The following is an 18012-nucleotide window of genomic DNA, read 5'->3' as shown; positions in this document are numbered from 1 at the left end:
GCCGCGTGCGGCCGTTAGAACTTGACGCCCTGGCTCTTGAGCACGCGCTTGGCGGTCTGGGTCGGCTGGGCTCCCTGGGCAATCCAGTGCTCGGCACGCTCGACATTGATCTTGACGTGGTTGTCGCTGGTCTTGCGGGGATCGTAGTGGCCGAGGTTCTCGATGTAGCCACCGTCACGGGGACGGCGGGCATCGGCGACGACGACGCGGTAGTGGGGGTTGTGCGTGGAGCCGAAACGGGACAGGCGGATCTTGACCATGATGGGAAAACCTCGGGGTATGGGTGGTGAGGGGTAAGCTCCCGCCTAGGTCGCGGGGGTCATGCGCCCGTCAGCAGCCAACCGGGAAGCGCACCGCAGGAGAGTATCAGGCCGGGGCAAGGCGTGACAAGGGGCACGGCGGACATCAGAAGCCGGGATTGATGTACGTGTCGCCGCGTTTGACCGAAAACCCCATGCGGCCCGGCCCGAACACCGGACTGCCCCCGATGCTGCCCAGCGGCGTGCCCTGCTGCACCCGGTCGCCCACACTGACCGTGGGCTCGCGCAGGCCCATGTACGCGGTGAGCAGGCTGCCGTGATCCACGATGATCACGTAGCCCAGCGTGCCGTACAGCGAGGCGGCCAGGACGTTCCCAGCGCGTGCTGCCGTGGCGGTCGAGGCGTCGGCCCCGCCCAGCACCACCCACAACGCGCCCTCCCGGCCGTAGGGGGCGGCCACCCGTCCCCCCGGCAGGGGGAAGGCCAGCGGCCCACTGGTCTGTGGCAGCGGCGCGAGCTGGATGTCGACCTGCTGCTGCTCGGCCTGCACCTGGGTCTGGCGGGCCTGCAGGGCCGAGCGCTCCTGCTGGAGCTGCTGCTCGCGCTGCCGCTGGGCCGCCAGCTGCGACGCCGCGACCCGCCGGCGTTCCTGCTCGGCCCGCACCCGCGCCAGCCGGATCGCCTCCAGCCGGGCACGTTCCTGGGCCTCACGGATGCGGCGGGCCTCCTCCTCACGGCGGCGGCGCTCCTCGGCCAGCCGGCGCTGGCGCTCGGCCTCGATGCGGGCACGTTCGGTGACCACCTGTGTGAACAGCGAGTTGATGGTGCCCGTCGTGAGCGCCTGTTCGGCCTGCCGCCGCGCCGCCAGGGTGCGCTGTCCGGCCTCGGTCTGGCGGAGCTGGGCCAGCAGGGCGGTCTGCTGCTGGCGCTGGGCCTGCAACCGGGTCAGGGCAGCGGTGCGCTGGGCCTGGGCCGTCTTCACCGCCTGGGCCTGCTGCGTCTGCTGCGCCTGCTGCGTGCGGAGGACCTGCACCTCGCCGCGCAGGGTCTCGATCACCTTCACGTTGTACTGCCCCGCCAGGTTGGCGTATTTCACCCGGATCAGCAGATCCGACAGGCTGGTGGACTGCGACAGCAGCTGCAGGTAGCGCCCGCTGCGGTCTTTGTACTGGGTGGCCAGGATCTCGCGCACGTCGCCCCGCAGGCGGTCCACGCGGGCCTGGGTGATGGCCAGCTGCGAGGTCGTGTCGGCCAGCGCCCGTTCGGCCAGCGCCACGCGGGCGGTCAGGGTGGCGACCTGCTGCTCCAGCGCCCCGACGTTGGCGGCCAGCGTCTCCAGCCGCGCCAGCGTCTGTTTCTGCTGGGCGCTGAGACTCGCGATGTTCGCCCGCAGGGTCTGGAGCTGCTGCGCCTGCTGGGCACTGAGCTGCTGCTGCTGCTGGAGCTGCTGCTGGAGCTGTTCCAGGCGCTCGCTGGTCGTCTGCGCGGCGGCGGTGGTCAGCAGGGCGGCCAGGGCCCACACCCGGCCGGCTCTGCCCGGAGCGGTCTGGCGCACGCTATTCCAGCTCCTGCAGGTAGCGCTGGGTGGCGAACAGGCTGCCCAGCAGCCCCACCAGGATGCCCAGCAGGCCCACGCCGCCCAGCACCGGCATGAGCGTCGCCTGATCCGTCACGACCGGGAAGACCGGCGCGAGCTGCTGCACGCGGCCCACCAGCTGCAGGTAGCCGGGGGTCAGCACGGCCAGCGCGATCACGGCCGCCAGCACGCCCACCATCAGGCCCTCGATCACATGAGGCATGCGGATAAAGGCCCGCGTGGCCCCCAGCAGGCGCATCACCGCGATCTCGTTGCGCCGGGCGTACATCGCCACCCGCACCGCGTTCAGGATGTTGAACAGCGTGCCCAGCAGCAGCAGGCCGACCAGCGCGTAGCCCACGCCGCGCACGGCCGTCAGGGTCTTCACCGTGGGATCGACGTAGCCGGCGCCGTATTCGACATCCTCCACACCCGGCAGCGCCGACACCGCCGCCGCGACAGTGCGGGAGTCCCCGACCCGGTTCACCCGCAGCCGCAGCGTGTCCGGAAAGGGATTCCCGACCAGGGCGGCGGCGTCCCGCGTGTACGGCGAGTCCTTCGTCATCTCGGTCAGCACCTGCTCACGGGTGACCAGTGTGGCGGCGCTCACCTGCGGCAGCGACCGGGCGGTCTGCAGCAGTCCGGCAGCATCTGCGCCGTCCTCCAGGAACGCCGCGACCTCGACCTGCGATTCGAGCTGTGCCAGGGTGCGGTTCACGTTCAGCGTGAGCAGCAGCACGGCCCCCAGCATCAGCAGCGTCAGGGTCATGGTGACCAGCGTGGCCAGGGTGGCCGTCAGGTTCTCGCGCATCGCGAGCAGCGCCTGTCTGAGGTGGTAGATCATGGGCGGCCCCTGGCCGGGCGGAGGGCGGACGGCAGGTGGCAGAAGGCCAGAACGGCCTCAGCGGCCTGCGATCCGCCATGTGCCGTGTGGCAACTGCTCCCCCTCACAGCGCGTACCCCCCGTAGGGATCGTCGCGCACCAGGCGGCCCTTGCGCAGGGTCAGGGTGCGGTGGCGGTAGGTCTCCACGAGATCCTTGGCGTGGGTGGCGACAACGACGGTCGTGCCGCGCAGGTTGACGTTCTGGAGCACCTTCAGCACCTCGCGGCTGTTGTCCGGGTCGAGGTTGCCGGTCGGCTCGTCGGCCAGCAGCAGGGGAGGGTTCGAGACGATGGCGCGCGCGATCGCCACGCGCTGCTGCTCCCCCTGCGACAGCTGCAGGGGCAGGGCGTATTTCTTGTGCTCCAGGCCCACGGTGCGCAGGGCCAGGGTGACGCGCTGGGGCCACTCGCGCTGGGGCACGCCGGTCACCCTCAGGGCGAAGGCCACGTTGTCGAAGGCATTCAGGTGCGACAGCAGCAGGTTTTCCTGAAACACCGTGCCCATGCGCCGGCGCAGCAGCGCGGTGCGCCGGCCCCGGTAACGGGTCAGCGATTCGCCGGCCACCCGCACCTCGCCCTTGCTGGGCAGCGCCCGCTTGAGCACCAGATTCATGAACGAGCTCTTGCCGGCGCCGGAATGCCCGACCAGATACGTGAATTCGCCCTTGCCGATGTGCAGGTTCAGGTCGTCCAGGGCCAGGGTACGGGTGACGGGATACTCCAGGGACACGTGCCGGAATTCGATCACGCGGCGCTCCACGGGGAGGGCGGCGGTGTGGTGCAGGAGGGAGTGGACATGCTCGACAGGAAGCATAGCCCAGCCCCCCCTGCGAACCATGAAGGATCGCTGCACCGCCGGCCCCGGATTCTCACCCACGGTGTCACGGGTGATCCAATCGTCCTCATCGGCGCACCCTATCCTGACAGCGTGAACGCCAAACGCCTGACCGTGCTCCTGACCGCTGCTGTCGCCACGGCTGCGGTCGCCTACGCCCAGATGGGGGCCTACACCCAGGCCGACCTGACCAAGACCGCCACCGGGCGCACCCTGCTGGAGGTCATCAGTGACCTCAACCAGTACTACCTGTATCCCGTCGATCAGGACAAACTGCTCCGTGGCGCGATCAACGGCGCGATCGGCAGCCTGGACGACGAGTTCACCTACTACTCCCAGCCCGAGGACACCGCCATCGACGCCGAGAACCTGAACGGGGAGTTCTTCGGGATCGGCGTGCAGCTCATCGCCGCGAACGCCGACGGCACCGGTGGCAAGATCGACAACGTCTACCGGGGCGGGGCCGCGTCCTCGGCCGGGGTGCAGATCGGGGACACCTTCCTCAAGATCGGGGACACGGATGTCAGCACCAGCAAGCTCAACGAGATCGTCCGGCTGGTGCGTGGCGCCAAGGGCACCACCGTCAGCGTGACCTTCGCCCGCGACGGCAAGCCCTACGTCGTGAAGATGGAGCGCCAGCCCGTCACCATCGTCAGTGTCGAGCAGACCATCCTGCCGGGGAACATCGGGTATATCGGCCTGAACACCTTCTACAACGCCAAGGCCAGCGAGCAGTTCCGGGCCGCCGTGGCGAGCATGAAGCAGAAGAACGTGGCGGGCCTGGTGCTCGACCTGCGTGACAACGGCGGCGGTCTGCTCAACGCCGGCGTGGACGTGGCCGACCAGTTCCTCCAGAGCGGCCCCATCGTGTCCCTGCGCGACCGCATCGGCAAGGCCACGGTGTTCGGGGCTGCGCGCCCGGCCGCCTCCGACTACACCGGCAAGCTCGTCGTCCTGATGAACAAGAACTCCGCGTCGGCCTCCGAGGTCGTCGCCGGAGCGCTGCAGGACACCGGCCGCGCGAAGGTCGTCGGGGAGCAGTCCTTCGGCAAGGGTGTGGCACAGATCCCGATCGACAAGCTGCCGGACGGCGGCAAGGTCGCCATCGTGAACAGCGCGTGGCTCACGCCGAAGAACCGCGAGATCCACAAGAAGGGCATCACGCCCGACGTGGTCGTCACCGACACCCGCTACACGGTGCCGCTGAACTTCACGGGCGGTGGTCTGAAGGCCGGCGAGAAGGTCACCCTGACCGTGGCCGGCAAGCCCGTGACCGTCACGGCCGACAAGGAAGGCAAGTTCAGCTACACCGGCGAGGCCGCCCGGCCCGCCCGCAGCGCCGCCCAGGGCGAGGCCATCGTGGACGTGAATACCGACGCGATCCTCAAGGCCGGACTGGCGCAGCTGAAGTAACGTCACAGGTAGCGGCAGGCTTTCCCACCTGAGGAAGCCTGCCGCTCATGCTGTCCATATTCAAGGGCACGTGACGCCCCGCTCAACGGCAGTTCACACGATTCCCAGCGGGTCGTATGTTCTGGGGCTCAACATGGTCGCATTCCACAAGGAGGCACCATGACGGCACTGAAGAACCTTCAAGATCTCTACGTCGAGCAGCTCAAGGATCTCTACTCTGCCGAGACCCAGCTCGTCGAGGCGCTGCCGAAGATGGAGCAGGCCGCCACCGATCCCCAGCTCAAGGAAGGCTTCCGCATGCACCTGGAGCAGACGCGCCAGCATGTAAACCGGCTGGAGAGCGTCTTCGCGGATCTGGGAGAGGAACCCGGCGGCCACACCTGCAAGGCCATGAAGGGCCTGATTGCCGAGGGAGCCGAGATGATCGATCAGGACGCGGCCCCGGCCGTGAAGGATGCCGGCCTGATCGCGTGTGCCCAGCGCGTCGAACACTACGAGATCGCCGGCTACGGCACCGTGGCCCGCTACGCCGAGGTTCTCGGCAAGAGGCAGCACCTCGAGGCCCTCCGCACCACCGAGACGGAGGAGAAGAAGACCGACAGCCAGCTCACGGAACTGGCGGGTTCGATCAACCAGACGGCCATGCGGGCCTGAAGATCCACGTAGCCGACGCAGGGCACGCTCCCCACTGCCGGGAAGCGTGCCCTGCGTCGGCTACGTGGATTACAGCGCGGCGATCACGGCGTCGGTAAATTCTTTGGTATTCGCGGTGCCGCCCAGGTCACGGGTGCGCGGCCCCTCGGCCAGCACCTTGTTCACGGCGGCGTCCAGGCGGCGGGCGGTCTCGTGGTCACCGATGTGGTCGAGCATGATCACGGCGGCCAGGATGCTGGCGGTGGGGTTGCTGATGCCCTGCCCGGCGATGTCGGGGGCGCTGCCGTGCACCGATTCGAAGATGCCGAACTTGTCGCCCACGTTGCCGCTCGCGGCGATGCCCAGGCCGCCGACCAGCCCGGCGGCGAGGTCGCTCAGGATGTCGCCGAACATGTTGGTCATGACCATCACGTCGAACTGACGGGGGTTACGCACCAGCTGCATGGCGGCGTTGTCCACGATCATGGTGCTGGTGTTCAGGCCCTCCACCGTCTTGCAGTGATCCAGGATGGTGTTCAGGAACAGCCCCTGCGTGACCGGCAGGACGTTCGCCTTGTGCACGACGGTCAGGCGCTTGTCGCGCTTCATGGCCAGGTTCGCGGCGTAGCGGCCGATGCGGTCGCTGGCGTCTTTTGTGATCACCGTGTCGGCAATGGCGACGTCGCCGTAGCGGCGCTCCTGCTCGACGTACAGGCCCTGCGTGTTCTCACGCACGATGACGAGGTCGACGTTCTCGTAGGCACCGGGCACCGGGCGCGTTTTCGTGGGACGCACATTGGCGTACAGGTTGTACTTCTGCCGCAGGTGCCGGATCGCGCCGTAGAAGCCCTTGGGTTTCTCGCCGGTGGGGCTGGTGGCCGCCCCGAAGAGCGTGGCGTCGGTGTTCTCCACGGCGTCGTAGGTGGCCTGCGGGACGCTGGTGCCGTGGTCGAGGAAGTATTCGTACCCGGCCTCGGCATGGACGTACTCGGCGTCGAAGCCGGCGGCGTCGAGCACGCGGCGGGTGGCGGGAATGACTTCGTGGCCGATGCCGTCCCCTTCGATCAAGCAGATGCGGTAGTTCGCCATATCCGGAACAGTGTAGTCCAGTGTGGCAATGGCACCCTGTTCCGTCACGGTGACAGGCCGTCACCGGCACCGTGACGGGCGATGCGGCCCGCCAGTTCGGCGGCCAGGAGCGGCCCCAGCAGGAATCCCTGGCTGCCCAGGCCCCGTAGGTGCCACACGCCGGCCGTGTCGGGCCCAGCGACCAGTCCAGAGACGCGGGTGCCGCTCCACGCACCCGTGACGGCCGTGTCCATCAGGGGAACCAGGGCCAGGCCCTTTCTCAGGAGCCATTCCAGGGAGGTCAGGGGCAGCACCTCCGGCCGCCACCGTGTGGCCGGCGCCTCGAAGGTCGCGCCGAGCACGCCTCCGTGAGCGGCCGGGGCGAGGTAGGCCCCGAAGCTCACGGGCGCGGGAGTGGCCGCCCGGTGCAGCCGCAGCATGGTTCCGGCGCGGTGCGTGCCGTCCAGGCCTGCCCATGTCGTCCCGACCGATCCCCCGCAGTGGACGACGTGGGCGGCGGGCAGGGTACGGCCGTCGTGCAGCGTCACCGAGGCCGCCGTCCATGCGGTCGCGCGGGCGCGGATCACTGTGGCCCCCGACGCCTCACGGACGGCGCGGGTGAAGGCGGCACCGTCGACCCACCCGCCCTGGGGCAGATACAGGACGGCGGTGTGGCCGGTGGTCAGCGCGAAGGGCACCTGCGCTGGGTTCTGCCACTGCGCGTCCAGCCCATCGGGGCGGTGCCGGTCGAACTTGGCGCGGGTCTTCTCGTCCGGCACGGGCCGGTAGACGCCCGCGGCGCCGTGCGGAATGTCGAAGCCGGCGGTCACGAGCGCCCGCAAGAGCGTCCACGTGAACGGCAGGCCCTCCAGCGCCCGCTCCGGCACCCGGCCCGCCTGTCCCCGCACTGGATTGAGCAGCGCCGAGGGCACCGTGCTGGCGGCGTGGATGCCCGCATCCACCACAGTGACCGGGCGCCCGGCGCGCGCCAGGAAGTAGGCCACGCACGACCCGGCGACGCCGCCGCCAATGACGACGACCGGGCTCATCCCGGTGCCCGCACGGCCCGCAGGCACTCGCGTTTGCCGGGGGCCCCGGGGCGACGCTGGGTGTCCAGGCCAGCAGCGGTCAGGGCGCGGCGCACATGTCCGGCTGCGGAATACGTGGCGAGGACACCGCCCGGCGCAAGAGCCTGGGCCAGCCGCGCCACGACCTCCGGCGTCCAGACCTCGGGGTTGCGCGCAGGGGAGAAACCGTCGAGGTACAGGGCGGTGGCCCAGTCCTGCGGCAGCGCGGAGGTCGTGATGTCCTCGAAGTGGATGGTCAACGTGATCCCGCCGGAACCGAGGTGAACGGATTCGACGGGAGCGGTCGTCGGCCAGCGTTCCAGCAGGGCCGTCCAGACCGGATGGCTGTCGCCGTCCGCCACGCCGCGCAGCACGTCCACCGGGGCGGGATCGAACTCCCACGCCACGTACTCCAGGGGAACGCCACGCCGGGCCACGTCCTGTACGGTCGCGCGGAAGTTCACGCCCAGGCCGAAGCCGACCTCCAGCACGCGGGGGGCGGGGTGGGTATGCGTGCCCGAGCCCTCGACGAAGACATGCCGCGCCTGGGTGGCCGCGCCGTGCCGCGAGCTGTAGGCCTCGCCGTAGCGGGCGCTCAGGGCCGTGCGCGAACCGTCCGGGGTGGTGATGATCGTCGGGTCTTCGGACGGCATGCCCGCCAGGATAGTGCGGCCGGCCCACCGCCTTCCGGGCCGGCCCTGCTACCCTGACCCGCGATGAGCGCCGCCCCCCCCGTCCAGTCCCGCCTGATCCTGGGGATCGACACGTCCTGCGATGACACCGGCGTGGGTATCGTGGAACTCGCGCCAGACGGCTCGCTGAGCGTGCGGTCAAACCGGGTGTGGTCGCAGACGGTGCACGCCCAGTACGGCGGCGTCATGCCGGAACTCGCCAGCCGCGAACACGTCGAGCGGATCGCGGCCATCACCACGGACGCGCTGGAGCAGGCCGGCGTGACCCTGGCCGACATCGGCGCGGTGGCGGCCACGGCCGGTCCCGGTCTAGTCGGGGCGCTGCTGGTCGGCCTGATGTACGGCAAGGGGCTGGCACAGGCGCTCGACGTGCCGTTCTACGCCGCACATCACCTGGAGGGTCACATCCACGCCGCCGCGGCCGAGGGAGATCTGCATGCCCCCTACCTGGCCCTGGTCGTGTCCGGCGGGCACACCCACCTGTTCGACGTGCCCACCGAGGGGCAATACGTGCTGGTCGGAGCCACGAAGGACGACGCGGCGGGCGAGGCCTTCGACAAGATCGCCCGTCTGGCGGGCCTGGGCTATCCGGGCGGCCCGGCGATCAGCGAGGCGGCCATACGCGGCGATCCGGACGCCGTGCCGTTCAAGGAACCCCTCCAGGGACAGAAGGGATTCGACTTCAGCTTCAGCGGCCTCAAGACCGCCGCGCTCCTGGCCCACCGCGCCGGGGCAAAACCCGAGGATCTGGCCGCCAGTTTCCAGCGCATGGCCGTGCAGTTCCTCGTCAAGACCACGGTGCGGGCGGCCGATGCGACGGGGCGGGACACGGTGGTCGTGTCGGGTGGGGTGGCGGCCAACCGGGCACTGCGGGGGGCCTTTGCGCGCACTGGCCTGAACGTCGTGTTTCCCGGTGCGGGGCTGAACACCGACAACGGCGCGATGATCGCGCTGGCGGGGGCTGCCGCACTGCGGGAGGGTCGCCCGGCCAGTCCGCTCGACGGTGGCGCGAGTGCATATGCGCCGCTGGCGAACGCCTGAGGGTGAGGGAGGCCAGAACTCCAGCGGTGGGGGTGGTGGAGACGGATTGCCCCACCCCTGCCTGCCGGCAGGGGGAGCCAAGCGCTGCGCTCGGCAAAGTGCGTGTTGGAGGGCGCTAGTGGCCATGTTCTCCAGGCTGTGTACGCTGCGTACCTTCTCCCTCCATTCACGCCGTCCGCGCCCGTGCGCTTCGCGCCCGATGGCATTCGGTCAGGGGCAAGGTGGGGGCCACATCGTTTGACCCCTCCCCCTTGTGATGCCTGATGCGCCACAGCGGTTCCGCCGTGCCAGCCGCTCTTGTGCTCCCCCCCTCCTTGTGGGGGAGGGCTGGGGAGGGGGTTGTGGCGGGCAACGTTTTCCCCGTGCTGGACGACCAACCATCCATGCCCCAGATCATGCACAACGCCCCCGGACACAGGTGCCAGGGGCGTCAGCTCACGCCTTCACTACGCGCTCGGGCGCTGGGCCTTCACCCGTTCACGCGCATCCTTGGCCAGCTCGCGGCGCAGGATCTTCATGGCGGCCGTCTTGGGCAGTTCCGAACGGAATTCCACGCTGCGCGGCACCTTGTAGGCGCTGAGCTGCTCGCGGCAGTGGGCGATGAGTTCTTTGTCGGTCACGGTCTGGCCGGATTTCAGGGCCACGACGGCGTGGACGCTCTCGCCCCGGTACTCGTCGGGGATGCCGACGGCGGCGGCCTCCAGGACGGCGGGGTGCGTCATCAGGATCTCCTCGACCTCGCGGGGATAGATGTTGAAGCCCCCGGCGATGATCAGATCCTTCTTGCGGTCGACGATCCGGAAGTAGCCGTCGGCGTCCATGGTGGCCATGTCGCCGGTCTTGAGCCAGGTCTGGCCGCCGTACTGTGCCAGCGTGGCGGCGGTCTCTTCGGGGCGCTGCCAGTAGCCCTGCATGACCATCGGGCCGGCCACCCACAGCTCGCCGGTCTCCCCGGTGGCGACCGGCTGGCCCTGGTCGTCCATGATGATCGCGTCCACGCCGGGGAACGGCAGGCCGATGCTGCCCTCGTGCTGCTCGCCGAAGATCGGGTTGGTGTGGGTGATGGGGCTGGCTTCCGTCAGGCCGTAGCCCTCGACCAGATTGGCGCCGTTGGTGATCTCGCGGAAGCGCCGGGCGGTCTCTAGCAGCAGCGGCGCGCTGCCGCTGATACACGCGCGGATGGTGGTCAGATCGTGCACGGCCGTGTCCGGGTGGTTGTTGATGGCGTTGTACAGCGTGGGCACGCCGGGGAACAGCGTGGCCCTCGTGCGCGAGATCCCGCCCAGAACCATGCGGATATCGCGCGGGTTGGGGATCAGCACCATGGTCGCGCCGGTCATGACGCTCAGGTTCATGGCGACCGTCATGCCATACACGTGGAAGAAGGGAATGGCGGCCAGCGTGACCTCCTGGCCCTCACGCAGCCCCTGCATCCACGCGCGGGCCTGCTCGGCATTGGCCACGAGGTTGCGGTGCGACAGCATGGCCCCCTTGGGCGTGCCGGTCGTGCCGCCGGTGTACTGGAACAGGGCAGTGTCGCCGCTGCTCTGGGTGATGTGCGGCGCCTCTGGCCGCTGTGACCGGATGACGTCTTTCAGGCGCATGACCCGTTCGGAGGACGGCACGGTCACCCACGTGCCCTCCCGCCGCGCCTTCACGGGATACAGCAGGTTCTTGGGGAACGGCAGGGCGTCCTGGATCCCGGTCACCAGCACGCGCCGCACCGGGACGTGCTCACGGATCTGGTCGTAGCGCGCGTAGAAGGTGTCGAGCATGATCAACGTCTCGGATCCCGAGTCACTCAGCTGGTGCTGGAGTTCGCTGGGCGTGTACAGCGGGCTGGTGTTCACGACCACCGCGCCGGCCAGCAGCGCTCCGTAGAAGGAGGTGACGAACGCGGGGCAGTTGGGAAGCATGATCGACACGCGGTCGCCGGTCTTCACGCCCATCTTGCGCAGGGCCGCAGCCAGACGCCGGGCGTCGTCGAGCAGGGCGCGGTACGTGGTCGTGGCCCCCAGGAAATCCAGCGCGACCCGCTCTGGCCACGTGGCGGCCGCGTGTTCCAGCAGCTGCGGCAGGGTGCGGTCCGAGGGCTGGAAGTCGTGTGGCACGCCACGTTCGTAGTGGGCAAGCCAGGGTCGGGGCTGGGAGTGGGTCATGGCGTCCTCGGGGGTGATGGCAGGAGTGGCGGCGTCGCGGGTCACGTCCGGGAGGGAGCGGCCACGCAGCGTGGTGGCGGGGGAGGCAGCGCTGGAACTGCACCGGGTTCTAAATTGAACTCAGTATAAGTAAAATGTCCCCCGACTCAAGTTCACCCTTCGGGGGACACCGGGCTGCCGCAGTGTCGGGGTGCGCCCTGTTAGCCTGCCGGTATGCGCTACCGCACCTTCGGCGAGCCGGACTACGCCGCCCTGCAGGCCCTCGACGACGTCATCGTGCGGCACGAGGATCCGGCCTTCGGCACGCTGCCCGACCGGGAACAGGCGGGCCGGCGCTCGACCAGCCTGCCGGCCCTGAAGTTCTACGAGCGCAGCGAGCACTCCTTCGTGGCCGAGGACGACCGTGGCCTGCGCGGCTTCACCTTCGCCCAGCACGTGTGGCAGGGCGACCGGCCCATCGTCCTGATCCGCAGCGTGTCCGTGGCCCCGGACGCGCCGGCCGGCACGGCCGAGGGCCTGTTTCAGGCGGTCATCAAGAGTGCCTACGACAGCGCGGTGTACGAGCTGCACTTCCCGGTCACGCCGGCGCTGCACGCCAAGGCCCGCGAGGAAGGGACGGTCAGTCCCGGCCCCTACGGGATCTGCCACCTGGGATCGCGCACCGAGACGGCGCCCGGCCTGCGCCTGGGGTCGCCCCACGGATTCACAGGGTGACACAGACACAGCCCCGTGGCGACGGCATAATGCCGCTATGAGTACCCCACCCACCCGCGTCCTGCTGGGCGTCCGCGGCATGAGCAAGGAGGCCGGGACGAAGGTCGCCACGGCCCTGCTGTCCACTCCCGGTGTGAGCCGTGCCACCCCCGACGAGGGCCAGATCGAGGTCTACTACGACGCCACGCAACTCACGGTGATGGACCTTGTGCGCGCGGTGCGGGCCCAGGGCTTCCTGGCCGGCATGCTCTGAGGTGGCCCTCGGCTACGTCGGCGTGCTGACCATCCGCGTGGAGATGCCGTGGGTGGGCAACCTGAAGGAAAAACGCGCCCTGGTGCGTCCTGTCGTGGAGCGGCTCAAGGCCCGCTATCCCCTGACGGTCGCCCGGCTGGACGGTCTGGATGCCCACGACTGGGAGGTGATCGGTGTGGCGACCATCAGCAACGACTACGGCTGGGTCGAGGAGACCCTGAAGATGGCCGCCGACTACATCGCCAGGGAGGGGCCGTACCGCGTCACCAGCGAGCACACCGTCATCACGCCGCTGGACGGGGATGACGGTGCGGATACGGATGATGGCGAGGACGGACCGTGACCGGAGCATGAGCCCCGGCCGCGCGGCGTCCTCTATTTCGCGCTGACCAGTTCAGTCTTCAGCGCCTGGAAGGCCTCGGGGCGCGACAGCACCCGCCAGTTCAGGACGTTCGCGCCGGTCAGGTCGCCCACGGCATTGGCGGTGCAGTCGTAGCGGGCGGTCGTCTTGCGCATGATCGGCCACACCACGGCCGCCGCCCGACCGGCCACGTCCCGCCGCGCCACCGGCCCGAACAGGCGCGAATCCTCCGAGCCGTTGGCGGTGCGGTTGTCGCCCATCACGAAATAGGAGCCCGCCGGCACCGTGATCTCCGGCTGGTTCGGCACCACGCCGTACGTGTCCGCGGTGGTCTGGGTGGCCAGCGGGCTCTGCGAGTCCCAGCATCCCTGTTCGCGCCAGTAGTCGGTCGTCCATGACGAATCGAGCTTCACGCCGTTGACCAGCACCTCACCGGCCTGCACCTTGATCCGGTCACCCGGCAGGCCGATCAGGCGCTTGATCAGGAACGGGCGGTAGGTGTAGAGCCCGAGCGCGCTCTTGTTCAGGTTGGCGATCTTGGCCGAGGCCTCCCGCGGGGGTTTGAAGATCAGGATGTCGCCCCGGCTGAATTCTCCCACGCCGGCCTTGTGCAGCCAGGTCTCGTACTTCGGCACGAAGACGCGTTCGCGGTCGCGCAGATTCGGCATCATGCTCACGCCATCCACGCCCACCAGGGTCGCCACGAACTGCGTGATGACCACCGCGAACACGATGGGTTCCAGCAGTTCCTTCCACAGTTTCTGGAGAGCGGTGGGGGCGGCCGTACGGAGTCTCGTCATGCACCGCGCAGGATAGCCCATCCCCTGTGCCGCGCCGCGTGCCAGGACACCACGGCCAGGCGGCCCGGTGGGGGCAGGGGTTTCCGGGAGGGCAACCTGTGCAGTAGGTTGGGACTGTGCCGCTCGCAGGACAGGTGGTTGGAGATGGAATCCGGCTCGTCCGCCCGGTCGGCCGGGGTTCCCACAGTCTGGTGTACTTCGCCGTGACCCGTGAGGGCCAGCCCTGTGCCGTGAAGATCTTTCCTCCACACCTCGCCGCGTTCGCCGACCGCGAGTTCCAGCACGCCCGTGATCTCGACCACCCCCGCCTCGGACGCATGATCGGCCGCGCGCTCGTCGATGACCAGCCGGCCCTCGTTGCGGTGCTCGCCCGTGGCGAGGTGTTCTTCACGCGCTACGCCCAGCGCCCGGCTGCCACGCACGACCGCCGGGCCTTCCTGCTGTCCTTGGCGCACATCCTGGACGGACTGGCGTACCTGCATGGGCTGGGGCTGGTGCACCGCGACATCAAGCCCGAGAACATCATCGTGGAACCCGATGGCAGCGCCAAGCTGGTCGACTTTGACCTGTCCGGCCCTGCGCTGGAGACCTTCGACGTGCCCACCCGGTTCGGTACCGCCGCGTTCCAGAGCCCCGAGGCGGCCCGTGGGGAACCGCTCGGCCCGGAGAGCGACCTCTACGGCATGGGCATCCTGCTCGGCTGGGGAATCCACGGGTACCTGCCGGAGCCCGGCGAACCGTGGCCGGAGACGGCAGATCCGCTGGCCCAGCTGCACGAGGCCCTGATCCGGCCCCACCGCGAGGAGCGCCTGACCGACGCGCAGGCCGCCCGCCGCGATCTGCTGCGGCTGACGGGCCTGCCGTACTGACCCGGTCGCTGCCGGGCGACCACGGTCAGCGGAGCACGATCCGGGCCTCGTTCGGGCGCAGCGCGGCGCCGGCCACGGGCTGGTCGCCCACGCTGCTCAGGAGCGTGCGCCCCTGCGCGAGGTCGCCCAGGGTCTGGGATGCCGAGCCGAAATTGAGCAGCACGGTCACCACCTCGCCGTCCAGGGTGCGGCGGAAGGCGAACACGTCCGCCGCGCCGCTGTCCTCACTGACGTAGGCACCGCCCACCAGCGCCGGGTGGTCACGCCGCAGGCGGGTCAGGGCACGGAAGTAGTTCAGGTCGCTGGCGGGATCCGACTCCTGCTGCTCGACATTCAGCGAGGCGAAGGCGTCGTCCACCGGGAGCCACGGCTCCACGTGCCCGGCGGTGAACCCGGCATTCGGCTGGGTGTTCCAGTGCATGGGCGTCCGCTCCGGGTCGCGGCTCGCGGCGGGGACATCCGGCTGTTGCACTCCGGCCGGATCGACCATCCGCTCGGGCGGGATGGGGACGTTCTGGAGACCGATCTCGTCGCCGTAGTACACGGTCGGCGTGCCGCGCAGGGTCAGCAGGAGCGTCTGGGCCACGCGGTACTGGGCGGCGCCCACGCGGGACTTGAAGCGGTGCTGGTCGTGGTTGCCGAGCACCCAGTTGGGCCATGATCCCGCCGCCACGCACGCTGCGTCGTAGCGGTCGGCGAAGTCGCGCACCCCGGCCGCGTGCCACGGCAGCAGGATCAGGTGGAAGTTGAAGGGCAGGTGCACCATGGGCTGCGCCGGGGTTCCCGCATACGGCAGGAGCTGCTCGACCGGCAGGTAGATCTCACCGACCATCATGCGGTCGTCGTACTCGTCGAGCACCTGGCGCAGCTCGCGGATGTACGCATGCGTCTCGGGCTGATCCTGTGTATAGACGTGCTGCAGCCGGGCATGCTCCACGCTGCCGGGCGTCCAGTCAGGGTTCTCGGGCTCGTCCAGAAAGCGGTCGTCCTCGGCCAGCAGCCAGATCACGTCCACGCGGAAGCCGTCTACGCCGCGATCCATCCAGAAGCGCAGCACGTCGCCCATGGCGCGGCGCACCGCAGGGTTGCGCCAGTTCAGGTCCGGCTGGCTGGGCAGGAACTGGTGCAGGTAGTACTGGCCGCTGGTGGGGTCGAGCGTCCACGCCGGGCCTCCGAAGAACGACACCCAGTTGTTGGGCGGCCCGCCGTCCGGCGCCGGGGCGCGCCACACGTACCAGTCGCGCCGGTCGCTGTCTGGCCCGGTGATCGCGTCCCGAAACCACGCGTGATCCGACGAGGTGTGGTTGGGCACGTAGTCGAGCATGACCTTCAGCCCCAGCCGATGCGCCTCCGTGACCAGCGCGTCGAAGTCACCCAGCGTGCCGAACAGCGGGTCGATGTCGCAGTAGTCGGCCACGTCGTAGCCAAAATCGCGCATGGGGCTGGTGAAGATGGGGGAGAGCCACACGGCCTCGACGCCCAGACTCGCCACATACGGCAACCGGGCGGTGATCCCGCGCAGGTCGCCCACGCCGTCGTCGTTGCTGTCCTGAAACGACCGGGGATAGATCTGGTAGATGATGCCGCGCTGCCACCACTTCAGCTCGCCTGCCGCTACGATCTGCTCGTTCATGGAAGCAGCGTACCAGGAACCGGAACAGTACTGAATCGATTCAGATGAGGATGAGATGGGGCACGGGCTCGGCCCGGTGCCCCGGAATCTGCTCAGGTGGTGCGGGTGCCCCGGGCGTAGGCGTCGACCACGTCATGGGATGCCCCCAGGGCCGCCGCTGCGGCCTGTACCCAGTGCGGGTCGCCCAGGTGCGGCCGGGCGATGGCGATCAGGTCGGCGTCCCCGTTCTGCAGGATGCCCTCGGCGCGTTCGGGCGTGTCGATCATGCCGACGGCCATGATCCCCAGGTTGGGGTGTGCCGCGTGGATCTGGGCGGCAAACGGCACCTGATAGCCCGGCCCGGCGGTGATCTGCTGCTCCGGGGTCAGGCCGCCGGAACTGACGTCCAGCACGTCCACACCCTCGCGCAGGAGCAGTCCGGCCAGCTGGGTGGTCTGGTCGGCGTCCCATCCGCCCTCGGCCCAGTCGGTGGCACTGACCCGTACGAAGACGGGCTTGTGCTGCGGGAAGGCCCGGCGCACGCCGCGCACGACCTCCAGCAGCAGGCGGGTGCGGTTCTCGAAACTGCCGCCGTACTCGTCGGTACGTGAATTCGCCAGCGGCGACAGGAACTGGTGCAGCAGGTAGCCGTGCGCCGCGTGCACCTCTACGGTGTCGAAGCCGGCGATCTCGGCGCGGCGTGTGGCGGCCACGAAGGCCCCCGTGATCCGCGCGATGTCCTCGGTGGTCATGGCGACCGGGATGGGGAATGACGCGTTGTAGGGTGCGGAATCCGGGCCGATGACCTCCCACCCGCCCCGCTCGGGCGGTACGGCCCCCTTGCCACGCCACGGCGCGTAGGTGCTGGCCTTGCGGCCGGCGTGCGCGAGCTGGATCCCCACCCGGCCGCCCTGGGCGTGGATGAAGTCCGTGATGCGGCCCAGCGGCGCGATCTGCTGATCGTCCCACAGGCCCAGATCCTCGGGGCTGATGCGGCCCTCGGGCGAGACGGCCGCCGCCTCGGTGAAGATCAGGCCCACGCCGGCCAGCGCGTACTGTCCCAGGTGAACCAGATGGAAGTCGTTGGCATAACCGTTTCTGGCCGAGTACATGCACATGGGTGACACGACCACACGGTTGGGCAGGGTGACGGATTTCAGGGTCAGTGGCTGGAACAGCCGGGGGGTGGGCTCGGACATGGCCCGACTGTAGGCGGGCATCCCGGACACCGCCAGACGGCGTTCACTTCACGAATGACTGAGCCGGGTCACCGTTCTGGTGTCCCGCCGGCACGCCGCTGCCCGAGCGCCACGTGGCGGGTCTGCGCCTGAACGGCCGCCGCGTGCCAGAAGCCCGTCTCCAGCGCCACCAGATCCGCGTGACCGCCGCGCCCCGGCTGGCGGTGGTCGGTGGTCTCCAGCCGCGTGAGCAGCGAGTCGTGCTGCTGTGCTGCCGCCGCGTACACCGCGCGCTCTGTGGCGTGGTGGGCGGCGTGAACCAGGGCACCGTACGCCCCGCCCAGTTCCTGCAGGTCGCGGACGCTCGCGGCGTACACCCACGGGCCGTACTCGCCCAGCAGGGCCAGGAAGCCGGTGCCCTCGGCGTGCAGCACGGCGGCCAGCACCGCGCGGCGCGGCGTGTCGGGGGCCAGCCACGGCCGCACGCGGCGCAGGTCGCCCGCAAACTGCGCCTCGGACGCGAACTCGGCTGCTGCGCGGTCGGCATCGGCGGGCCGGGTGATGTCCCGCAGCTCGGTCATGTGTGTAAGGCGGGAGC

Annotated in this window: 19 protein-coding genes; 7 read left to right on the top strand and 12 right to left on the bottom strand. The window is 69.6% G+C overall.

Annotated elements, in window-relative coordinates:
- Positions 1–14: 14 nt before the first annotated feature.
- The 4 genes from rpsP to ftsE form a co-directional block, all read right to left on the bottom strand.
- Positions 15–260, bottom strand: a complete 246-nt coding sequence (gene rpsP, locus U2P90_RS13740) for a 30S ribosomal protein S16 (RefSeq protein WP_295815832.1) — start codon at positions 258–260, stop codon at positions 15–17.
- 145 nt (positions 261–405) lie between these two features.
- Positions 406–1815, bottom strand: coding sequence for a murein hydrolase activator EnvC family protein (locus U2P90_RS13735; RefSeq protein ID WP_322472576.1), 1410 nt, complete (start codon positions 1813–1815; stop codon positions 406–408).
- Position 1816: 1 nt separating this feature from the next.
- Entirely contained in the window at positions 1817–2680 is an 864-nt protein-coding gene (locus U2P90_RS13730) for a cell division protein FtsX (RefSeq protein WP_295815835.1), read from the bottom strand.
- A 103-nt stretch (positions 2681–2783) separates the two neighbouring features.
- Positions 2784–3467, bottom strand: a complete 684-nt coding sequence (gene ftsE, locus U2P90_RS13725; protein WP_295815843.1) for a cell division ATP-binding protein FtsE — start codon at positions 3465–3467, stop codon at positions 2784–2786.
- Positions 3468–3647: 180 nt separating this feature from the next.
- On the opposite strand from ftsE, the gene U2P90_RS13720 reads away from it, so the two are divergent.
- Both U2P90_RS13720 and U2P90_RS13715 read left to right on the top strand, forming a co-directional pair.
- Complete coding sequence (locus U2P90_RS13720) at positions 3648–4967, top strand: S41 family peptidase (protein ID WP_322472575.1); 1320 nt, start codon at positions 3648–3650, stop codon at positions 4965–4967.
- A gap of 159 nt (positions 4968–5126) precedes the next feature.
- Entirely contained in the window at positions 5127–5621 is a 495-nt protein-coding gene (locus U2P90_RS13715) for a ferritin-like domain-containing protein (RefSeq protein WP_322472574.1), read from the top strand.
- A gap of 69 nt (positions 5622–5690) precedes the next feature.
- Here the strand turns inward: U2P90_RS13715 and U2P90_RS13710 are convergent, their stop codons facing one another.
- Genes U2P90_RS13710 through mnmD form a run of 3 tightly spaced genes read right to left on the bottom strand, consistent with a single transcriptional unit; the run spans position 5691 to position 8388 of the window.
- On the bottom strand, positions 5691–6689 hold the full coding sequence (locus U2P90_RS13710; protein WP_322472573.1) for an isocitrate/isopropylmalate dehydrogenase family protein: 999 nt from the start codon (positions 6687–6689) through the stop codon (positions 5691–5693).
- Between the two features lie 44 nt (positions 6690–6733).
- On the bottom strand, positions 6734–7717 hold the full coding sequence (locus tag U2P90_RS13705) for an NAD(P)/FAD-dependent oxidoreductase (RefSeq protein WP_322472572.1): 984 nt from the start codon (positions 7715–7717) through the stop codon (positions 6734–6736).
- Positions 7714–8388 (bottom strand): tRNA (5-methylaminomethyl-2-thiouridine)(34)-methyltransferase MnmD, encoded by a 675-nt coding sequence (mnmD, locus tag U2P90_RS13700; protein WP_322472571.1) that lies wholly within the window; start codon positions 8386–8388, stop codon positions 7714–7716. Before mnmD ends, U2P90_RS13705 begins: the two co-directional genes overlap by 4 nt.
- A 63-nt stretch (positions 8389–8451) precedes the next feature.
- Here mnmD and tsaD point away from each other — a divergent pair, with 63 nt between their 5' ends.
- Entirely contained in the window at positions 8452–9468 is a 1017-nt protein-coding gene (gene tsaD, locus U2P90_RS13695) for a tRNA (adenosine(37)-N6)-threonylcarbamoyltransferase complex transferase subunit TsaD (RefSeq protein ID WP_295820687.1), read from the top strand.
- Positions 9469–9914: 446 nt separating this feature from the next.
- Here the strand turns inward: tsaD and U2P90_RS13690 are convergent, their stop codons facing one another.
- Positions 9915–11627 (bottom strand): long-chain-fatty-acid--CoA ligase, encoded by a 1713-nt coding sequence (locus U2P90_RS13690; protein ID WP_322474705.1) that lies wholly within the window; start codon positions 11625–11627, stop codon positions 9915–9917.
- A 213-nt stretch (positions 11628–11840) separates the two neighbouring features.
- Here U2P90_RS13690 and U2P90_RS13685 point away from each other — a divergent pair, with 213 nt between their 5' ends.
- From U2P90_RS13685 to U2P90_RS13675, 3 genes are read left to right on the top strand one after another with little or no spacing between them, the layout of a single operon-like run.
- Positions 11841–12341 carry a DUF1999 domain-containing protein gene (locus U2P90_RS13685; RefSeq protein WP_322472570.1) on the top strand — a complete coding sequence of 167 codons (501 nt, stop codon included), beginning with the start codon at positions 11841–11843 and terminating at the stop codon, positions 12339–12341.
- A gap of 37 nt (positions 12342–12378) precedes the next feature.
- Positions 12379–12594 carry a heavy-metal-associated domain-containing protein gene (locus U2P90_RS13680; RefSeq protein WP_295820693.1) on the top strand — a complete coding sequence of 72 codons (216 nt, stop codon included), beginning with the start codon at positions 12379–12381 and terminating at the stop codon, positions 12592–12594.
- Between the two features lies 1 nt (position 12595).
- Positions 12596–12937: a DUF503 domain-containing protein gene (locus U2P90_RS13675; protein ID WP_322472569.1), complete on the top strand. Its 342-nt coding sequence runs from the start codon at positions 12596–12598 to the stop codon at positions 12935–12937.
- Positions 12938–12969: 32 nt separating this feature from the next.
- Here U2P90_RS13675 and lepB read toward each other — a convergent pair whose 3' ends face one another.
- Positions 12970–13755 carry a signal peptidase I gene (gene lepB, locus U2P90_RS13670; RefSeq protein ID WP_322472568.1) on the bottom strand — a complete coding sequence of 262 codons (786 nt, stop codon included), beginning with the start codon at positions 13753–13755 and terminating at the stop codon, positions 12970–12972.
- 116 nt (positions 13756–13871) lie between these two features.
- On the opposite strand from lepB, the gene U2P90_RS13665 reads away from it, so the two are divergent.
- Entirely contained in the window at positions 13872–14624 is a 753-nt protein-coding gene (locus U2P90_RS13665; RefSeq protein WP_322472567.1) for a serine/threonine-protein kinase, read from the top strand.
- 25 nt (positions 14625–14649) lie between these two features.
- Here the strand turns inward: U2P90_RS13665 and U2P90_RS13660 are convergent, their stop codons facing one another.
- The 3 genes from U2P90_RS13660 to U2P90_RS13650 form a co-directional block, all read right to left on the bottom strand.
- On the bottom strand, positions 14650–16257 hold the full coding sequence (locus tag U2P90_RS13660) for an alpha-amylase family glycosyl hydrolase (RefSeq protein ID WP_322472566.1): 1608 nt from the start codon (positions 16255–16257) through the stop codon (positions 14650–14652).
- A 92-nt stretch (positions 16258–16349) separates the two neighbouring features.
- The gene (locus U2P90_RS13655; protein WP_322472565.1) at positions 16350–17435 is read right to left on the bottom strand and encodes an NADH:flavin oxidoreductase/NADH oxidase; all 1086 of its coding nucleotides are present in this window, start codon (positions 17433–17435) and stop codon (positions 16350–16352) included.
- A gap of 68 nt (positions 17436–17503) precedes the next feature.
- Positions 17504–17995 (bottom strand): hypothetical protein, encoded by a 492-nt coding sequence (locus U2P90_RS13650; RefSeq protein WP_322472564.1) that lies wholly within the window; start codon positions 17993–17995, stop codon positions 17504–17506.
- Between the last annotated feature and the right edge of the window lie 17 nt (positions 17996–18012).

The organism is Deinococcus sp. AB2017081, assembly GCF_034440735.1.
GTDB lineage: Bacteria > Deinococcota > Deinococci > Deinococcales > Deinococcaceae > Deinococcus > Deinococcus rufus.
The sequence above is the reverse complement of the archived record's forward strand: the minus strand, read 5'-3'. Positions and strand labels throughout refer to the sequence as shown.